Origin of the sequence: Pontibacter pudoricolor (genome assembly GCF_010092985.1) — a bacterium.
Classification (GTDB): Bacteria; Bacteroidota; Bacteroidia; order Cytophagales; family Hymenobacteraceae; genus Pontibacter; species Pontibacter pudoricolor.
The window spans coordinates 1,740,456-1,760,293 of the sequence record NZ_CP048106.1 but is presented as its reverse complement, the minus strand read 5'-3'; the positions used below and the strand labels follow the sequence as shown (position 1 = coordinate 1,760,293).

Annotated in this window: 16 protein-coding genes and 1 tRNA gene; 10 read left to right on the top strand and 7 right to left on the bottom strand. The window is 46.0% G+C overall.

Going from position 1 to position 19,838, the window contains the following annotated elements; translation table 11 throughout:
* The 7 genes from GSQ66_RS19230 to GSQ66_RS07510 all read right to left on the bottom strand — a co-directional run bounded on the left by GSQ66_RS19230 (position 1) and on the right by GSQ66_RS07510 (position 8,937).
* Entirely contained in the window at positions 1-171 is a 171-nt protein-coding gene (locus tag GSQ66_RS19230) for a hypothetical protein (RefSeq protein ID WP_394351438.1), read from the bottom strand.
* Between the two features lie 646 nt (positions 172-817).
* Complete coding sequence (locus GSQ66_RS07535; RefSeq protein ID WP_162426901.1) at positions 818-1,747, bottom strand: bifunctional riboflavin kinase/FAD synthetase; 930 nt, start codon at positions 1,745-1,747, stop codon at positions 818-820.
* Entirely contained in the window at positions 1,731-2,426 is a 696-nt protein-coding gene (gene truB, locus GSQ66_RS07530; protein ID WP_162426900.1) for a tRNA pseudouridine(55) synthase TruB, read from the bottom strand. Before truB ends, GSQ66_RS07535 begins: the two co-directional genes overlap by 17 nt.
* 1 nt (position 2,427) lies before the next feature.
* Entirely contained in the window at positions 2,428-3,261 is an 834-nt protein-coding gene (locus GSQ66_RS07525) for an undecaprenyl-diphosphate phosphatase (RefSeq protein ID WP_162426899.1), read from the bottom strand.
* Positions 3,262-3,477, bottom strand: coding sequence for a DUF3098 domain-containing protein (locus tag GSQ66_RS07520; RefSeq protein WP_162426898.1), 216 nt, complete (start codon positions 3,475-3,477; stop codon positions 3,262-3,264).
* A 2-nt stretch (positions 3,478-3,479) separates the two neighbouring features.
* Positions 3,480-4,379 (bottom strand): cell division protein FtsX, encoded by a 900-nt coding sequence (locus GSQ66_RS07515; RefSeq protein WP_162426897.1) that lies wholly within the window; start codon positions 4,377-4,379, stop codon positions 3,480-3,482.
* 103 nt (positions 4,380-4,482) lie between these two features.
* Positions 4,483-8,937, bottom strand: coding sequence for a translocation/assembly module TamB domain-containing protein (locus tag GSQ66_RS07510; protein WP_162426896.1), 4,455 nt, complete (start codon positions 8,935-8,937; stop codon positions 4,483-4,485).
* A 78-nt stretch (positions 8,938-9,015) separates the two neighbouring features.
* Between GSQ66_RS07510 and tsaD the strand changes: the two genes are divergently transcribed.
* The 10 genes from tsaD (at position 9,016) to cphA (ending at position 19,567) form a co-directional block, all read left to right on the top strand.
* Complete coding sequence (tsaD, locus tag GSQ66_RS07505) at positions 9,016-10,023, top strand: tRNA (adenosine(37)-N6)-threonylcarbamoyltransferase complex transferase subunit TsaD (protein ID WP_162426895.1); 1,008 nt, start codon at positions 9,016-9,018, stop codon at positions 10,021-10,023.
* Positions 10,024-10,178: 155 nt separating this feature from the next.
* On the top strand, positions 10,179-10,544 hold the full coding sequence (locus tag GSQ66_RS07500; protein WP_162426894.1) for a thioesterase family protein: 366 nt from the start codon (positions 10,179-10,181) through the stop codon (positions 10,542-10,544).
* 28 nt (positions 10,545-10,572) lie between these two features.
* Positions 10,573-11,040: an SsrA-binding protein SmpB gene (gene smpB / locus GSQ66_RS07495; RefSeq protein WP_162426893.1), complete on the top strand. Its 468-nt coding sequence runs from the start codon at positions 10,573-10,575 to the stop codon at positions 11,038-11,040.
* A gap of 107 nt (positions 11,041-11,147) precedes the next feature.
* Positions 11,148-11,927: a C40 family peptidase gene (locus tag GSQ66_RS07490; protein WP_238395859.1), complete on the top strand. Its 780-nt coding sequence runs from the start codon at positions 11,148-11,150 to the stop codon at positions 11,925-11,927.
* A gap of 79 nt (positions 11,928-12,006) precedes the next feature.
* On the top strand, positions 12,007-12,507 hold the full coding sequence (locus tag GSQ66_RS07485) for an HNH endonuclease (RefSeq protein ID WP_162426892.1): 501 nt from the start codon (positions 12,007-12,009) through the stop codon (positions 12,505-12,507).
* Between the two features lie 556 nt (positions 12,508-13,063).
* Positions 13,064-13,258: a hypothetical protein gene (locus tag GSQ66_RS07480; protein ID WP_162426891.1), complete on the top strand. Its 195-nt coding sequence runs from the start codon at positions 13,064-13,066 to the stop codon at positions 13,256-13,258.
* Between the two features lie 461 nt (positions 13,259-13,719).
* Positions 13,720-15,600, top strand: coding sequence for a 30S ribosomal protein S1 (rpsA, locus tag GSQ66_RS07475; protein WP_162426890.1), 1,881 nt, complete (start codon positions 13,720-13,722; stop codon positions 15,598-15,600).
* 187 nt (positions 15,601-15,787) lie between these two features.
* On the top strand, positions 15,788-16,381 hold the full coding sequence (locus GSQ66_RS07470) for a flavodoxin family protein (RefSeq protein WP_162426889.1): 594 nt from the start codon (positions 15,788-15,790) through the stop codon (positions 16,379-16,381).
* Positions 16,382-16,510: 129 nt separating this feature from the next.
* Positions 16,511-16,581 (top strand) — tRNA-Cys (locus GSQ66_RS07465).
* A gap of 358 nt (positions 16,582-16,939) precedes the next feature.
* Positions 16,940-19,567: a cyanophycin synthetase gene (gene cphA, locus GSQ66_RS07460; RefSeq protein ID WP_162426888.1), complete on the top strand. Its 2,628-nt coding sequence runs from the start codon at positions 16,940-16,942 to the stop codon at positions 19,565-19,567.
* Positions 19,568-19,838: the final 271 nt, after the last annotated feature.

Below are 19,838 nucleotides of genomic sequence, written 5' to 3'. Positions count from 1 at the left end.
CTAGCAATACCCGTCTGATAGTAGAAAATGAAGGAAGCCTTTTACCCCCAGTATATGGAAAAGCTCCTGCTCATTGGCTTTGACAAAGTCTCCAATGGCCCGGTAGCTACAAAGACCACTGATCGCAGCCATAATACTGACAAGCAGCACAAGCCCAACCGGATGACGCATGCCCGCACCTCTTCTGGGATCGGTCACCTGATTTAAATGTGATAATAACTTCCCTACCATAACCCTCCACTTAATAGCAATAAAGAAGTTATACGGAATTTAGTAGAATGAAACGACCCTGCCTTCGAAGGGGGACTATAGGTGTGTTAAAACGGTAACTATAAAACTATAGCTACTACTATAGTATAAGCAGAAAATTCCCCTCTCGGGAGGGGCACGGGTGGGTTAAAACGCCAACTATAAAACGATAAGATGAGACTATAGCAAAGTTCCTAACTCCCTTCTAGCAAGATCCTTTCAGGATGACAGATGGAGAAGTAGCCAAAAGCTCTCCTCCTTAGACTACCAAGAACACGAGTTCGAAGATAGCAAGCATAGTTTTTATGGATTAGGTAGTTGAACCAACATAAACTATAGAACTATAGCCAGCGTTACTACTTTTGCCTGTCCCTTCGGGCCAGTTGAGTTGAAAACTCAACACCATAGTAAGACACGGGTTGCAAACCCGCGCCAGCAAAAGAACAACTATAGAATTTCAGCTATACCTAAAGTAAAAAGCACAATCCTGAAAATCCTTTAATCCTGAAAATCCCGGTTCAGACAAAGCTCCTTTGCTTACTCAGAAGGGAGGGTGGAATGAGTTAAACTATAGGCCCAGCACTTTTGCAGTCGCGTCCTTATCTCTTGCTAACTGTGCCTTCAATGCATCGAGGCTACTGAATTTCTCTTCTTGTCGGAGATGAGCTACAAAGGCTACGGTTATAGTTTGGCCGTAAATGTCGCGGTTAAAGTTAAGCAGGTTTACTTCCAGGGTCAGGTGGGTGCCGTCTACGGTCGGGCGCATGCCTATGTTCATCATGCCGGGGTGGCGCTCACCATCTATAGTTGCCCACACAGCATACACGCCATTGGCTGGTATCAGCTTATTAGGTCCGGGTAAAGCCAGGTTTGCGGTTGGATAGCCTATTGTTCGGCCAAGCTTATTGCCTTCAACTATAGTTGAGGTTAATGTATAGTATCTGCCCAAATAACTGGTGGCAGTTTCCAGGTCACCGCTTTCAAGTGCTTTTCGTATTTTGGTGGAGCTTACGCCAACATCATCCACATCTTCGCGCGGAATTTCTTCTACTTCAAAACCATACTTGCTGCTATGGGCCATCAGGTGCTCGAAACTGCCTTCGCGGTTCTTGCCGAAACGGTGGTCGTAGCCAATAACCAGTACTTTGGTGTGCAGTGCTTTTACCAGTATATCCGTAATAAAGCTGCGCGAACTGGTACGGGAGAATTCCTTGGTAAAAGGGATGAGCAGCAGATAATCGATGCCGAAGCTACGGAGCTGTTCTATACGCTCGTCTATAGTTGAGAGTAGTTTCAGGTCGTTGTCTTCCGGAAAGAGGACCAGACGCGGGTGTGGCCAGTACGTGATCACCACGCTCTGCCCGTTATTCTGCTGCGCACGTTCTATAACGCGCTGTAATATTTTCTGGTGACCAACATGCACCCCGTCAAAAGTGCCGCTGGTAACCACCGGGTAACTTAGTTGCGGAAAATCAGCTATGTTACGAATTACTTCCATCCGCTTCCAGCTGTGCTTTTCTTATTGCCTGAATATCTTCTATAGTTAAGGCATCTTCGAGCTTATAGTCGCCAATACGTGTGCGAACCAGAGAGCCCAAATGCCCGCCGACACGCAGCTTCACACCCAGATCATGCGCCAGGCTACGGATATAGGTGCCTTTGGTACAAATAACTTTAAAGCTGACCACTTCACCTTCAATATCGGTTATATCAAAGGCTTTTATGGTTATAGTTCGCGGCTTCAGTTCTGCAGCTTTTCCGCGGCGGGCCAGGTCGTAGGCGCGTTTGCCATCTACCATCACCGCCGAGTAAATAGGAGGTACCTGTTCTATAGTTCCGACAAAGCTATCGGCAGCGGCTTTTATAGTTTCAGGAGTCAGGTGACTGATGTCTTTGGTTTCGGTTACTTCGGTCTCTTTATCATAAGAAGGGGTATACTGCCCTAAAATGATGGTACCGGTGTATTCTTTTTCCTGTGCCTGAATCTGGTCAATACTTTTGGTGAATTTGCCGGTGCAAAGTATAAGCAACCCTGACGCTAAGGGATCTAAGGTTCCGGCGTGGCCGATCTTCTTTATCCGTAATGTATTGCGCACCTTTTTTACAACATCAAACGATGTCCAGGTAAGCGGTTTATCTATAAGCAGTACTTCGCCTGCTTCAAAGTTATAGGCCATTTTAAACTCTTAAATCAACACCCATAGCCAGCAGGGCCAGCAACACAACACCTAAAGCTATACGGTAATAGCCAAACATTTTAAAGCCATACTTTGTCAGGAAGCTTATAAAGAACCGGATAGCGATCATGGCAACTATAAAGGCTACAAAATTACCGACAAGCAACAGTTGCAGGTCATCAGCAGTTATAATTTCAAAACTGTTCCTGATCTTAACCAGGTCAAATTTAAGGAGGTCAGAGATTTCCAGTTGCAGCAGGTCTGTAAGAAGCTTGTAAGTAGAAGCCGCCAGCATGGTGGGCACTGCTAAAAAGAAAGAGAACTCCGCAGCAGTTTTGCGGTCGATGCCCTGCGCCATACCACCAACTATAGATGCTGCCGAGCGCGAAACCCCTGGTATCATGGCCACACATTGCGCCAAACCAATCAGGAAAGCATTTTTGTAGTTTACAGTCGTCTTTTCAGAGAAAGCAAACCATTTATCTACAAACAAAAGCACCACGCCACCAAGCACCAGCATTATAGCTGTAATCACCACACTTTCCAGCATGGCATCTATAATATCACCTAAGGCAAAACCAATAACAGCAGCAGGAATAAAGGCAATCAACAGCTTCAGGTAAAAATTCCAGCTTTGCAGAAAACGCCTCCAGTACAATACTACCACCGACAGTATAGCCCCGAACTGTATGTTTACAGTCAGGATCTTGGTAATTGGTAATTCATTTATTCCCATCAGGGCCGATGCGATGATCATGTGGCCGGTAGAGGAAATAGGTAAAAACTCGGTAAGCCCTTCAATAATGGCTAAAATAATAGCCTGCCAAACGCTCATTTACTCGTGGTTTTTGTCTTTGATAAGGATGGCGAAAAATTCGATGATGAAGCCGGCCATTACAACTATAGGGCCTAAAGTAATACCCATAAAGCCAAGGCCATATTGCTCGGTATCCAGCGTCATGATGATGAAACCGATAGCCAGTACCACAATGCCAACCAGCATCAGGATGTAATTTTTTCTGCCAAAGGCAAGTCTGTCTTTATTTTCCATTGTTAGTATAGTTCGTCAAGTGAAAGGCGCAGGTATTTACGTACCGCGCGGAATGAGCTCAGGAACCCGATAATGCAGCCAATTACGAGCAGTGCGCCCATCAGGATATAGGTTTGTTCGACGTTACGAAGCTCTTTCAGTTCTTCTATCTCAGTATAAGCGTATTGCATCAGCGCAAATAATAGAACAGATGCAATAATGCCGCTCACAACGCCCTGCCAGGCAGCACGGTTCAGGAACGGACGTTGTATAAAGTAACCGGTAGCACCCACCAGCTGCATACTCCGGATAAGGAAGCGCTGCGAGTATAAGGCCAGTTTTATAGTATTATTGATGAGTATCGTTACTACCACCAGCAGTATAGCCGCAAAGCCAAGCAGTATAATGCTAACCTTCTGGATGTTGGTATTGATAGATTCGATAAAGCTGGATTCAACGTACTGTACCTCAAAAACGCCCTCCACGTCTTCCAGGTCATTTTGTATCCCTTTCATAAGCACCGGAGTCGTGTTTTCGGCTTTAATGTTCAGCACATAGGCATCGCGGAGCGGGTTTTCTCCTAAAAAGGACGTAAAGTCTTCACCGGTCGTTTCCAGGAATTTTTTTGCACCTTCCTCTTTCGATACAAAACGTACCTGGGCTGTATCGCCTTTTATAGCCACATATTCCTTGGCAGCTAATTTTTTCTTGATGTTAGCCAGCTGCACACCTGTCAGGTTCTTATCCAGGTACAGTTGCATTTCAATGCTTTCCTTTACCTTCTCGGATAACTTGCCGGCATGAATGAGCAGCAACCCAAACAGCCCGATCACGAACAGGGCAAGTGAGATACTGAATACCACCATCGTATGTGGGTAATTCCCGAGCTTCTTCTTTTTAACTGATCTGTGTTGCTTTGCCATAGGTACTCCTTCCATACAAAATTAGGAATATATTTTAAAAATCAGGAAAGGAGTTGGTTCTAAAACAAAAAGCCCTGCACAAGTAACTGGCAGGGCTTTAATTTTATTGTTCCAGGTTCAGCCGTGGGTCCGAGTCGAGGATGATCTGTTGCCGTTCCTGTTCTTCCAGTCTTCGCTGACGGCGGTTGCTCATAAACAGCTCTTTCAGGTTATCGAAACGCTTGGTGTGCAGCAAACTGAAACTTTGCCTGTTGGTACGCCTGTCAAGCAAGCCACGGGGTATCGTGCTGTATTCTATGCGTCCGCGTAGTTCGCCACTCTTTGTTATATAGTACTCCAGCGACCAGTCGCCCTGGTAACCGTTGTCTTTTGTGGTTCCGGCCAGGTTGCTGTTGCCTAAACCGGCCTCGCTGGTTACACGCAGCCTGCCCTGGAAAAACGAATAACTTAAACGGACCTGCAACGACGAAAGGGCATCCTGGTTAATGTTTCCTAACCCGATATCAATCTCCAGGTTGCTGTCTATGCTATTAAGGAAGTTGCTCAGCTGGCCCGATAATAAACTACCCAAACTACCGCCAACTGCTGTGCTTCCGGCATCTACAGTACTAAATGTGCCCTGCGGAGATAATCTGCCTAATACCATTAAGCTGAAAACCTGCCGGTTAAGTTCAGCTTCATCGGATTTTATAGCGCTGGTAAGGGCTTCTGTTTCGGCAGTTTGGGGCACCTGGTCAAAGTTTAACCCTAAGGTAATCTGTGGCGTAAGCAACGGACCATCCAGGTCAATGATTGCGGTAATAGGGTAGCGGCCCTGCAGGGTGCTGGTTTCTGTAACCGGAAGCGATGCCATTTGGGTATAGTTACCGGTTATGTTCATAATGCCGCCCAGCGGGTCGCCGTTCCAGGTAATGGTGCTGCCGGGCTGTACGTTGAATTCGCGGGTTACCAATCCCTCCAGCAAATTCAGGTTATAAGCTCCCTTGGTTATCTCAAACACACCATACATATTAAAGTCGCCTCGGGTGTCTATAGTCATCCTGATATCGCCGGATCCGGAGCCCCGGATCACGTCGCCGGTAGTTCTGTCAATGATGATCTCGAAATAGGCATCGTCGGTTACGTCCAGGTTAAAATTCATGTTAATGCCCGACAAGTCTACCTTCTGGTCATCTACAGCCACTGCCAGGCTATCCGGGGTGCGGGTCAGGAATTTGATGAAATCCTTTCGGGCAATATTTTCCTGGTTATCCAGCGGAATTACAAGGCGGGTATTTTCTTCGCTTCGGGCGTCTACATTAATGCGCAGGTTTTCTACCGGACCAAGTACGCTGGCTGTTCCCGTTCCGAAAGCCGTTCCATAGTATAGTTCGTTCTGCTCAGCGGTCGTGTTCAGGATCATGAAATTGCGGTAGCGGGCGCTCAGGTCTATCACCATGTTAGAGAAGCCATCGTGGGCAATGCCGCCTGTAACGGTAGCTGTATTGCCGAACAAGTCTCTTAGCTGCGCATTCCGGAAGCTGATGCTGTTTGGCCCAAGGTAGACGCGGTCGTTGAAACGGTAGGTGGTGTTCAGGTAGTCAAATTTAAATTGCCCGTTTGATACCATAACAGAACCTTTAAGAATTGGGGCAGTCAGCTGACCCAGTATACGCACACGCCCTTCCAGGTCTCCCTGCAGATCAGATAGAATAGGCTTCAGGAGTGGTTCAACCATTTTAAGCTGCGCCTGGTCCATTACGGCAAGCAGGTCCAGCTGGTCATCTACTGCATTCGGGTTATAGTTGCCCGTTACGGTCAGCACTTTTTTATTATTCCGGTCGATGCCCACATCCACTACCATCTGCTTAATGGCATTGTTCCAGTCCGCTTTGCCCGATATATCCCCGATCAGAAAATTATCCAGTAAAAAAGAATCTACCCGGGCATTTATGTTAAGTAAGGCGCGGTTATACATGTCCCTTGCTACTACTTCGCCACTAAGGGTACCTGCAATTTTCTCGGTCATCAGGGTGTTCAGGTTGCGCAGGTCGAACTGCTCTACATTTAACGTAAGCGTGCTGTTCGGGTCTTCTGAAATGGAGCCAAGTGCCCGGATAACCTGTTGCTGGTTTGTGATCGCGAAGTTTTCGAAGGTGAAGCTTTTGCCGGCATCCCCGATAACTATAGTGTTGCCCGGCGTAAAGGCCCACGGCATGTCCCGTAGTATTATGTTCGACTTGTCAAATACAAGCTGAATCTGATTTTCTAAAAAATTAAGGTCGCCGGTAATGGTGGCGCGGTTATTATATTCGGGCTGACGCACACTGGTCGCAAAATCGATCTTACGCTCACTCCAGATACCTTCGAGGTAAAAGTCGCGGGTAATGCCGGCGGTCGGCAGCAACTGCTCTTCCGAGGTGTAGATAATACTTGCCAGTACATCCGGGCTTTGCTGCAGTTTGGATGAGGTGATATCAAATGTATTGCGGTACAGGTTATAGGCGTCGTAGGAGAGGGTGTCAATAGTGCCGTACATAGTTGCTATAACCGTGTTGCCATGCCGGAAGGAGCCTTCCACGTTCGTGTTCTGTGAAATGCTGAGTTGCGGTACAACCAGTTCCAGCAAAGGGCTTACATCTTTCAGGTATAGTTTATAGTTCAGGCTGTACTCATTGGCGGGAGCTCCGGACTTTCTACGGTAGTAGGCCTGTGTTACCGGGTCGTTGCTTTCAAAGTTAAGTTTGTATTCGTGGGCCAGCTGGTCAAGATCTGCAATCAGGGTACTATAGTTAAAGTCACCGTCTACCTGCAGCGTTAGCATATCTGATACCAGGTTGAGGGCCCGCTGGCCTTCTACAATTTCAGAGTTTATGTAAAGCGAGTCTAATGCCAGCTCTTTGCCTTTATAGTTTATAGTTGCACTGTCGAAACTGGCTATCCCTACAAAGTCATCAAGGCGCAGACCCTTAAAATTAAGATTGGCATTGGCACGTATAGTTAAAGGATCCTTCGAGAAATGCAGCGCCTGCAGATCTACTTTCTGTAAATTGGCGACCATGTTAAAGGCTTGTTTATTGCTTGACAGGTAAACTTCGCCATCTGCATCAAAAACCAGGTTAGGGTCATTTATAGAAACCTGCCCTATAAACTTCTGCCGGCTCAGGTTTCCGTTCGCTACAATGTTCTGGTAGTTATAGTTCTTAAAATTCAGCTGGTTTATAGTGGCATCCACATCCACGTTGGCATCTTCCAGAGTAAAACCGGAGCCTGCAACCTGGCCGCTCATAGATATAGTTGTGATAAGATCGGTGCGGTTGATTAGTTTACCCAGGTTAAAGCCTTTGGTGCTCACAAAACCTTTATAAGAAGAGGTGCGCTTGTCATCGTCAATTTTCAGGTTAATGTCGGAGCGGACATTGCCCAGTGCGGTTGCAAAGCTACCATTGGCTACAAAGTCGTTATAAAAACCCAGGAAACGGCCGTCCAGTTTAACAGTGCCCAGTCTGTCAGCCACCTCATAAGCATCACGCGGCAAAAACTGCTTAATGTCATCGGCATCTATAGTTGATGGCTTCAGCTTCAGGTTGGCAAAGGTCTCTTTAAAGTTTGGCAGACCATCGGCACTGATGCTTCCAACTATATGAGTGTTCTGCCCATATTCCAGGTCCACGCTGTCGGCACTGAAATTAGAGACTTTCCCTTTATAGTTGATCGAGTTGACCTGGATCTCTTCATCGTTATAATCCTTCAGCAGCGTCGTGAATTTAGCGATGTCTTTAGCATACACATAAGAGTCGCGCAGGTTGGCGGTCATGGTTACGCTGTCGTTAAAGCTAGTAAAGTTCTTAAACCGGTTAAAATCGAAACGCACAAAATCCCGGACGTTACTATCCTGTACTCTCAGGTCCAGATCAGCCCACTCCCAGAACGTAGCAGCATACGTCATTTTAGTGTCCAGCTTTCGGAGGTGCGTATCAGATCGTTTTTCGATAGCGCTGAAGTTGGTGATATGCGCTTTCAATGTATCGGCCAGTACGAGCGCATCAAAATTTCCATAGATGCTATCTACGGTAAGGTGGGAGTAGTCCATGCCATGCTGGGCAAGTGGCTTGTTGAAGTCGTCGTAAGTAAAGCGGCCATTCTTGATGATCAACTCAGCCAAGTCGAACTTAAAGGGCTTGGAAACTTTGGTCGTATCTTTTACAAACAGGTCGCCTAAGGCTTCAAAAAATTCTCCGGCGTTAAGCGAATCCGATCCTTGGTAATAAACCAGGTTGGCGCGTGGTTCCTGCAATTCCAGGGTAGCTATGCTTAGCGAGTTGGGGTGCAGAATAGAGAAGGCGGCAATATCTGCCTCGATGCGGCCGATGTAAAACAGCTCGTTCTGTTTATAGTCGCGGATTTGCACCTGCTCCAGTATCACGTTGCTGAAAAACTCGATGTCAACACGGCCTACACTCACATTGTGGTTGGTAGCTTCTGAGAGCCAGGTGGCAGCGCGCTGAGCTATGTGGGTTTGCACTGCCGGAATGCGAATAGCAAAGAATACAGCTATAAATAGCAGCAAAAGCAACATGAAAAGCTCTAAAACTGTGTGAAGTAGTGCTTTTCCTATAACTTTGAAGTAATTTATGGACTGTTCTTTTTCCAAAAGATGACCGAACTTACAATTTTAGCTATTGAATCTTCCTGCGACGAGACCTCGGCAGCCGTTATACGCGGCGGCAAAGTATTGTCGAATATAATTGCTACTCAGGCCGTACACGAAAAGTATGGCGGCGTGGTACCAGAACTGGCTTCGCGGGCACATCAGCAAAACATTATTCCTGTTGTAACCGAAGCCCTGAACACAGCAAATGTAACTAAAAATGAGTTAAGTGCAGTAGCTTTTACGCGTGGCCCCGGCCTTTTAGGTGCCTTGCTGGTTGGCTGCACTTTTGCCAAGTCGTTTGCGCTGGGTCTAAACATCCCCCTGATAGATGTAAACCACATGCAGGCACACATCCTGGCTCATTTTATAGATGACCCGAAACCTAACTTTCCGTTCCTGTGCCTGACCGTTAGTGGCGGCCATACCCAGATCGTTTTGGTAAAAGACCACCTGGATATGGAGATCATCGGGCAAACTACCGACGATGCCGTTGGAGAGGCCTTCGATAAAACTGCCAAAATGCTGGGCCTGCCTTACCCCGGCGGACCGATGCTCGATAAGGCTGCCGCGCAAGGTAACCCGAATGCGTTCGAGTTCCCGGTAGGCAACATGCCCGGCTACGACTACTCATTCAGCGGAATCAAAACATCAGTGCTATACTTCCTGAGAGATAGAACGAAAGAGAACCCGAACTTTGTACAGGAAAACATAAATGATATTTGCGCCAGCGTACAGCATACGTTAATAAAGACCTTGCTGAAGAAAGTGGTACAGGCAACAAAGGATTTAGGTATAAAAGAAGTGGCGATTGCCGGCGGCGTATCTGCCAATTCGGGCCTTCGGTCTACGCTTCAGGAGTACGCCAAACGCTATAACTGGAACGTATACATACCAGCCTTTCAGTATTGCACCGATAATGCAGCAATGATAGCCATGACGGCTCATTACCAGTACCTTAAAGGAGACTTTGCGACGCAGTATGCCAGCCCGGATCCGAGGATGAAACTATAACCAGTGATTAAAGCGATTTTCCTGATTTAGAAGGATTGTCCAACTATAGTTTGGCCTTTAATTTTCGTAATCTTGTAAGTACTATAGTTCCGAAGAAAATACTGATTCAGAGAAAATCATAAACAATAAGTATAATCCCCTTAATCACTGGTCTTATGACTAACCCTTTCCAGATAGGCGATACCAGAGTTTACCAGAAGCTTGTAACTGCTGCTGATTTTGCGCGTTTTGAGGATGGCCTGGTACATGCGGTTTGTTCTACGTTTTCGCTGGCGCAGGCTGCGGAGTGGGCGGGCCGGTTGTTTGTGTTGGAGATGAAAGAAGAAGATGAAGAAGGAATAGGCATCTTTCTGATTATCAATCATAAAAGCCCCGCTTTTGAAGGTGAAACTATAGCTATAAAAGCGATACTTTCGGAAGTGAACGGGAATGAAGTGATCTGCCGGTTTGAGGCGTATGTAGGCGATAGATTGGTAGCTGACGGAGAAACCGGTCAGAAAATTTTGAAAAAGAAAAATTAGCCAAAGTTTTGGCACCTAAGACAGCATAATGGCCAAAGAAAAGGACAGAATAAAGAAGCACGTAAACATCGTTAACCGCAGGGCATCCTTCGAGTTCCAGTTCCTGGACAAGTACACCGCCGGCGTGATGCTGAAGGGTACGGAGATAAAATCGGTACGTGAGGGTAAGGTGAACATGCAGGACGGTTACTGTGTGTTCCAGAATGGGGAACTATGGCTGCACAATACGCACATCTCTACCTACACCGAAGGCACGCACTATAACCATGAGCCCATGCGTGCCCGCAAACTGCTGCTGAATAAACGCGAACTCAAAAAGCTGGAAAAAGGAGCAGAAGAGCAGGGGGTAACTATAATTCCGACCCGATTTTTTGTGAGTGACCGCGGTTTCGCCAAAGTAGAGATAGCGCTGGCTCGCGGTAAGAAACTATACGATAAGCGCCAGGACATCAAAGAAAAGGATGTGAAGCGCGAAATGGACCGAAGCGGGTATTAAGCGCGCCAGCGCGCAATGAATAATTAATAATGATGAATGATTAATAGCTTTAAAAAAGAGCTAACCTTAATTATTCATTACTCATTAACCATTAATCATTAAAAGAATTGGACTACGGAATAAGTATGCTGAGCCTGGTGCCGATGCGCGCCGAACCATCTAACAGAGCTGAGCTGGTAACACAGGTGCTTTTTGGGGAGTGTTATGAGATCATCAGCCGTCAGGATAAGTGGTTGCGCATACGGCTCGCTACAGACGGTTACCAGGGCTGGATCGATCAGAATCAGCATAACATTATTTCAAAGGAATACTACCAGGAATGGAAGCAGGCGCAACACCCGCGTTCCATGGACCTGGTGCAGGTTATCAGTAGTGCCGATGATCGTATTCCGGTTGGTATTGGCTGTTATTTGCCTTTCTTTGATGGAATGAACGTGCGTATAGGCGAGAAGACTTACCTGTACAATGGCCGCGCATCCAACCCTGAATCAGGGTCAACTATAGCTCAGCTGGTAAAAGTAGCCCAGAACTTTATGAAAGCCCCTTACCTGTGGGGAGGTAAATCGGTTTTCGGGATAGATTGCTCCGGATTTGCGCAGCAGGTGTATGGGATTTGCGGCGTGCAGCTGCCCCGCGATGCGTACCAGCAGGTTACCAGCGGCGAAGAAGTACATTTCGTGAATCAGACCCTGCCCGGTGACCTTGCCTTTTTTGATAACGACGAAGGCCGCATCATACACGTAGGTATCGTTTTAGAAGACCAGAGGATCATGCATGCCAGCGGTGAGGTCCGCATCGATACCCTGGACCATAATGGCATTTACAACGCCGACCGCAAGCGTTATTCTCATAAACTCCGCATTATTAAGCGCATTTTTCAGGCATAGGCTGCTATTTCCGCTGAACTTTACCGTAAGCTGTTGGTTTTTTCCGTAGAAGCTTATTATTCAGTACAGTGTGCACCCTATGAAAGATAAAGTTCTCATCCTTAACCAGGACTTCAGCGCCATTGCTGTGTGCTCGGTGCACAAGGCTTTCCTGCTCGTTTACCTCGACAAAGCCGAAATGGTAACAAAGTCTGAAGAAGAACTGCGGACCATTACCAAAGTTTATCCTGTCCCTTCTGTTATCCGGTTGCAGCGCTATGTGCATGTGCCATACTATGGCATTGCCCTGAGCCGCCATAACATCATGCGCCGCGACAACTATACCTGCCAGTATTGCGGAACTGTAAAGAACCTGACCCTGGATCACCTGCTGCCGCGAAGCCGGGGAGGAGGGAGCAACTGGTTGAATCTGGTTACAGCATGCTCGCGTTGCAACACCCGCAAAGGCGACCGAACCCCCGAAGAAGCCGGCCTCAAACTTATCCGTAAACCGGTAAAACCATCGCTCCAGTTTTTCCTTAAAATGCACCTCAATACAAGCAATCAGGACTGGGGCGTTTACCTCGGGATGGAGAAATAGTAGTACTATAGAGTTGCTAAAATATTTAGTTTAAGCTATATAAACTATAGATAACCAGGTTGTAGTATATCTGTACTTAAACTATAGGTGCAACTTTAAAACTATAAACACGATTTTTGACAGACGAAACCGTGAGATTATAGAGGTGTATGGTTTTGTAATAATTGGCTGAGTATTTAGAGCTGCTCTGTTAGGCTTTCTGCGGTTTTATGATGGAAGAAATTTACTCACCCCTTCCCCTCCGTGGAGGGGAATTTTAACCAGGTAATTTTAGCGCTCTTATCTGATGCTCTCTGATGCTCTTTCGGACTTCTATGTTCGGAAGTAAAACTGCGTGGGACATCCTTGTCCCAGCAATACGAATAACGAGGACGTTGACGTCCGCAGCAGCTGGGTTTCGGGCAAGGATGTCCGAAACAGCGGGGGCTGTAAGATCGCCAACTATAGGAATATCCAAATTCCCCATTTGAAGGTAGTGCCGTTTCATTCTTATAGTCTAAAATTTCCTGTCATTCTGTTAAGAAACTTAGTTGGAGGGAGGTTAAGCCTATGCTACTTGCCACCAGGATCCTTACAGGATGACAAAAAGGAGAATGAAATAACCTTGTCTTTGAAGGGTTGGGGGATGACAATAGCCAACTATAAGACTATAACCTCAACTATAGCTGCGGCAGAAAAGCTCCCCGCCTTAGACTACCGGGAAGCGATTTCGAAGGTAGCGAGCGTAGCTCTGAGGGGCAGGGGTGGTTGAACCACAGTAACTATAGAACCATAGCCAGAGTTATTACTAATTCCTGTCCCTGCCGGGCCAGTTGCAACCCCATCATAAGTCACGAGCGAGGACGCTCGCGCCAGCAGGAAGATACGCGCGAGCAAAACGATTACGATAACACCAACTCTAACTATAGCTGTATCAGATTTCTCACGTTGTTCGAAATGACAAATTTAAAAACTCCTTCCCCTGTTTTGGGGTAGGGGCCCTCTTTTTAGGAGAGGGCTGGGATAGGGTTAACCACACTTTCACTAATACTGTAACAGCCTCTGCTACCTGGCTCTATACTTTCCCTGATTAGCATTGGTTTTTAATCTGAAAAAGAGTTACTTTTGCGGCTCATTCAGGTGAATGGTCCTGTAAATCAGCAGGAAATGTAAAACTAAACCAAATCAACCCATTGCTCTAGGTTGATGGCTATTCCAGAGCAGCAAAACAATATGAGTAATTCTCCAGAAAATTTCGATTGGGACAAGTTTGAGTCTCAAGGTTTCGGCGGCGGCTACAGCAAAGAAGAAAAAGCCGAAATGGAAAAAATGTATGACGACACCCTGACTACCGTACAGGAGCAGGAGGTTGTTAAAGGAACAGTTGTTGGTATCACTGATCGTGACGTGATCCTGAACATCGGTTTCAAATCAGACGGCTTGGTTGCTACTTCAGAATTCAGAGATCTGCCTGACCTGAAAATCGGTGACGAAGTTGAAGTATTTATTGAAGACCAGGAAGATCCGAACGGCCAGCTTATCTTATCCCGTAAGAAAGCGAAAATCGTTTCTGCCTGGGCTAAAATCTACGATGCACTTGAGAATGATAACATTCTGGAAGGTATCGTTAAGAGAAGAACCAAAGGTGGTCTTATCATGGACCTTTACGGTGTTGAAGCGTTCTTACCAGGTTCTCAGATCGACGTTAAGCCAATCCGCGACTTCGATGTGTTTGTAGGTAAGAAAATGGAAGTGAAAGTTGTGAAAATCAACGCCGCTTTCGACAACGTGGTTGTATCTCACAAAGTACTTATCGAGAAAGACCTGGAGCAGCAGCGTGCAGCCATCCTGAACAACCTGGAAAAAGGTCAGGTTCTGGAAGGTGTTATCAAGAACATGACAAACTTCGGTGTGTTCATCGACCTTGGTGGCGTAGACGGTCTGCTTCACATTACAGATATTTCATGGGGACGTATCAACCACCCGGAAGAAGTATTGCAGCTTGACCAGAAAGTACAGATCGTAGTTCTTGACTTTGATGAAGACAAGAAGCGTATCTCTCTTGGTATGAAGCAGCTTACTCCACATCCGTGGGATGCTCTTCCAGCTGAGATCGAAGTTGGTTCACGTGTTAAAGGTAAGATCGTAAACGTTGCTGATTACGGCGCGTTCCTTGAGCTTATGCCAGGTGTAGAAGGTCTTATCCACGTTTCTGAAATGTCATGGTCTCAGCACCTGCGCAACCCACAAGACTTCATTAAGCAAGGCGACGAGGTTGAAGCAGTTGTATTGACTCTTGACAGAGAAGAGCGCAAAATGTCTCTGGGCATTAAGCAGCTTACGGAAGATCCTTGGACAAAAGAAGATGTATTAACGAAATATGCAGTAGGCACCAAGCACACTGGCGTAGTTCGTAACCTTACAAACTTCGGTCTGTTCTTAGAGCTTGAAGAAGGTGTTGACGGTCTTGTACACGTTTCTGACCTTTCATGGACTAAGAAGATCAAGCATCCATCTGAGTTCGTTAAAGTTGGTGAAAACCTTGATGTAGTTGTTCTGGAGCTTGATGTTCCGAACAGAAGACTTGCATTAGGCCATAAGCAGCTGGAAGAGAACCCTTGGGATACTTTTGAATCTGTATTCAACATAGGATCTGTACACAGAGCTTCAGTTCTGGAGAAGTCTGAGCGTGGTGCAGTACTTGAGTTACCTTACGGTATCGAAGGTTTTGCTTTCCCGAAAGGCTTAACGAAAGAAGACGGTTCTCAGGTTGAAGCAGGTGAAAGCCTTGACTTCAGAGTAACTGAATTCTCTAAAGAAGATCGTAAGATCATCCTTTCTCATACATCTACGCACACTGAGAGCGCTGATGCTGCCCGCGTAGCTAAGGCTACCAAGAAAGCTCCTGCTGCTACAGGCGAGAAGAAAGAGAAAGCTCCGAAAGTTCAGAAAGAAGCTGACAAGTCTACTTTAGGTGACCTGGATGCACTATCTGCTCTGAAAGAGAAGATGATGGACAACGAGAAAGAAGCTGGCGTTAAGAAACTGGAGGCTGCTGCAAAGAAGTCTAAAGGTTCTGACGAAGAAGCATCTGAAGAAGAGAGCAACGCTTAATCTTAAGCTTGTCTTATAATGAAAGGCCCCGGAGCAATCCGGGGCCTTTTTGTTTTTAACCAAAGTGATTATTCCTAAGATATAACGATGACATTACTCTCTTGGGCTGCAGGTATGTAACCCGGTGCTAAACTTAATCTTTGTGTTATAGTTTAAGAGCTTAGTAACACATCAATCAGCTCTACTTATGAAAGCAGTTATACTCCTGGGAACGCTGAAAAAAGAAGGCCTTTCCAACACTGAAGTTTTATCAGAATTTCTTTCTTCAGTTTTAAAGGAGCATGGCATAGACTGTACTATTATTAAACTGGTAGAGCATACTATACTTCCGGGAACTTATAGCAACATGGGTTCAGGAGATCAATGGCCGGGTATACTTCAGAAACTGTTGGAATCTGATATCATCATTTTAGCTACTCCTATCTGGTGGAATAACCAGTCATCGGAAATACAAAAGGTGATTGAACGACTGGATGAATTGCACGATGAAATACTGGAAGGAAAGGAGTCGAGGCTGCGCGGTAAAACCGGCGGTATTGTAATTACCGGTGATTCTGACGGAGCCCAGCATATTATTGCCAATATCAGTAACTTTTACAATGACATGGGTATACTGTTGCCCCCTTTTGCAACATTATCGGTGCTGTGGGAGAAGCAGAAGAAAGGTGCTGAAACGACGCGGGAGGAATTAATGGCGAAGTATAAAACTGATTATAGTGCAACAGCCAAGAAAATGGTAGAGCAACTGAAGAAATATAGCAAGCAGGAGAAAGAAGCTTAGGAGGTATCGGTACGACTATAAAAATCTAACTAGCTGATAAGGCCTGACTTAGTACAGTTATATAAAATTTCTTGCTCTTATAGTTTGACAAGCATACAACTCTGTGTATATTTGCACACCCAATAACAGGGTAACGTGGCCGAGTGGCTAGGCTCAGCTCTGCAAAAGCTGCTACAGCGGTTCGAATCCGCTCGTTACCTCTTTTTAAACGCCCCGGTTGTTTTTACAACCGGGGCGTTTTGTTTTGCTGCCCATCTCTTTAAACCCGTTAATTGCTATAGTATCTTTTTCTGTATCTGGCAGTTAATTCAAACCCTTCAGAAACAGCATTAATATTCCTGTTCAGATTAATCTTTTGTGCCATTTCTTCGTAATCAGGTTATCATTTACTAACGTATTTATCTTAATACACCACCAGCTTGTATATAGAAATGGCATACAAAGCCTATTCTTAGCTAAATAAACAGAGCAGATAGAATTTTTGACATCGTGTCGAACCGGACCTGAGAAATATTCTTTGCTTAAAGCTAATTGTAATTGCTTACCAATACCTGATACATGAAAATCGTTGATTTACGCGTGATGCGCGGACCTAACTACTGGTCTGTAAAGCATCCGAAGATTATAGTTCTGAAACTGGACCTGGAAGAACAGAGTGATGTTTTAACGAACCAACTACCTGATTTTTATAGCCGCCTCCGCAAAATGTTTCCCGGCATGTTGTCTCATCGCTCTTCAGAGGGTGTTGAGGGTGGTTTCTTTAAGACCATAGAAGAAGGTACTACCTTCGGGCATGTAGTGCAGCATATGGCCTTAGAACTGCAGACAATGGCAGGTATGGACAGTGGCTTTGGACGTTGCTACCCAACCCGTAACTCCCACGAGGTATACGTTATTTTCTCTTACCAGGAAGAAAGAGCAGGAGAATACGCCGCTTACGCTGCCGTGCGCATTACCGAAGCGCTTATAAAAGGTGAAAAGTATAAACTTTGGGATGACCTGGAAAGGCTGCATGAGATCCGTGAAGCTGAATATTTCGGACCAAGTACCTATGCTATAGTTACCGAAGCGGTAAGCCGCGGAATCCCTTACATCCGCCTTGATAGACACTCGCTGATACAACTGGGCTATGGGAAATACCAGAAGCGCATACAAGCTACCCTAACCTGCGGCACTGCCTGCTTTGCTGTAGAGATAGCCGGAGATAAGAATGCAACCAAAGATATGCTGAGCGATGCCGGCATACCTGTTCCGAAAGGCACCACAGTGTACTCACAGGAAGAGTTAAGGCGTGCAGTTACCTGGCTGGGTTTCCCGCTTGTTATAAAGCCCCTGGACGGGAACCATGGTAAGGGAGCAACCATCAATATCACGAACCTGAACGATGCTAAGAAAGGCTTCTTGGAAGCCCGTAAGTATTCTCAGGCCGTTATGGTAGAACAATATATTACCGGTTTCGATTTCAGGTTACTTGTAATAAACGGGAAGTTTGTAGCGGCAGCCAAGCGCACACCGGCTATGGTGGTAGGTGATGGTGTCTCAACTATAAAACAGCTGATTGATAAAGAAAACAAAGACCCACGACGAGGTATAGGCCACGAAAAGGTGCTTACCCGGATAAAAATAGATAAGCATACCCAGGCCCTGCTGAAAAGTATGGAGCTTAAAACTCAGTCGGTAGTGCCGGAAGGGTATGAAGTGTATTTGAAAAGTACAGCCAATATTAGCACTGGTGGTACTGCTACAGATGTTACGGACCTGGTTGACCCCTATAATATATTGATGGCGGAACGGATTGCCGGCATTATAGGCCTGGATATCTGCGGTATTGATATAATGACAACCGATATTGCCATACCGCTGAATGAGGCCCGTGGTGCGGTGCTGGAAGTAAATGCTGCTCCAGGTTTCAGAATGCACATTTCGCCTACCTATGGGTTGCCGCGCAATGTGGCCGAGCCTGTTATAGATATGCTTTTCCCGCGTGGTCAGCCGGCACGTATTCCGATTATAGCTGTAACTGGTACCAATGGTAAAACCACCACCACGCGTTTAATTGCCCACATGGTTAAGCATAAAGGTTACCAGGTTGGTTATACTACCACAGACGGTATTTATATACAGGATAAGTTGCTCGAGAAAGGCGATACAACAGGCTCTTACAGCGCTGAGTTTGTGCTGAAAGACCCGACCGTAAATTTCGCTGTGCTGGAATGTGCACGTGGCGGGTTGCTTCGATCCGGCCTGGGTTTCCAGCAATGCGATATTGGTATAGTTACCAACGTAAGCTCCGACCACCTGGGGCTCCGCGATATTCATACCCTGGAAGAACTGGCACAGGTTAAAGCAGTAATTCCTAAAAGTGTGAGCCCTGACGGCTATGCTGTACTGAATGCGGATGATGACCTGGTATATGCAATGGCTGATGGGTTAACCTGTAATGTAGCCTTCTTTAGCATGGACGAAAACAACCCGCGCATACTCAAGCATATAGCCAAAGGCGGTCTGGCAGCAGTGTTCGAGAACGGCTATATCTCCATATTTAAGAACAGCTATAAGCTGCGTGTGGACCGCGTGGGTGATGTTCCGCTCACGTTTGGTGGTCGTGCCAGGTTCAACATCGAAAATATACTGGCGGCTACTTTGGCAGGCTATATCTCACACTTCGATATCGAGGATATTAAGACTTCACTGAGAACTTTTATACCATCGCCGGCTAAAACTCCGGGTCGTATGAACCTGTTCAAGTTCCCGAATTTTGAGGTGCTGGTAGACTATGCCCATAACGTAGGAGGACTGAAAGCAATAGGGCAGTTTATTGAGAGCCTGGAAGTGAAGCATAAGGTTGGCATTATTGCCGGGGTAGGAGACCGACGCACCGAAGACTTTTATGAGCTCGGACAAGCCGCAGGAAATATTTTTGACGAAGTGATAATACGGCTTGATAATGACCTGCGCGGCAAGACCGCTGATGAGATCACACAGCCATTGATAAATGGTATAGAAGATACGAATACCGGCGTAAAGATTGAGCTTATACCAGAAGAAATGCGTGCTATTGCCTATGCCCTTGAGCGTGCAGAGCCTGGTTCTTTCATTGCAATTTTTACGGAAGATATTTCTGAATCAGTGAAGATGGTGGAGCATTTTAAAGTGATCCAGGACCGGAAAATGTTAGTTGATTAGATCTTACTTAGGTATAGAAAACGCTATCAATTTGTGAACGATGGACTAAAGCCCCTTCCTGAAAGAAGGGGCTTTTTTATGGTTATAGTTTGCGAGTTTATAGTTTGATCTATGGTTAATTTTAGGCTGGCGCGAGCGACTTACAATGGTGTTGAGTTTCCCGACTCAACTGGCCTGAAAGGACAGGCATTGTCTGAACCGGAATTAAGTGAGATTTAAAGTATTTCTGGGATAAAGGGAATTGCTATAGTTGCAGCTATAGTTGTATAGT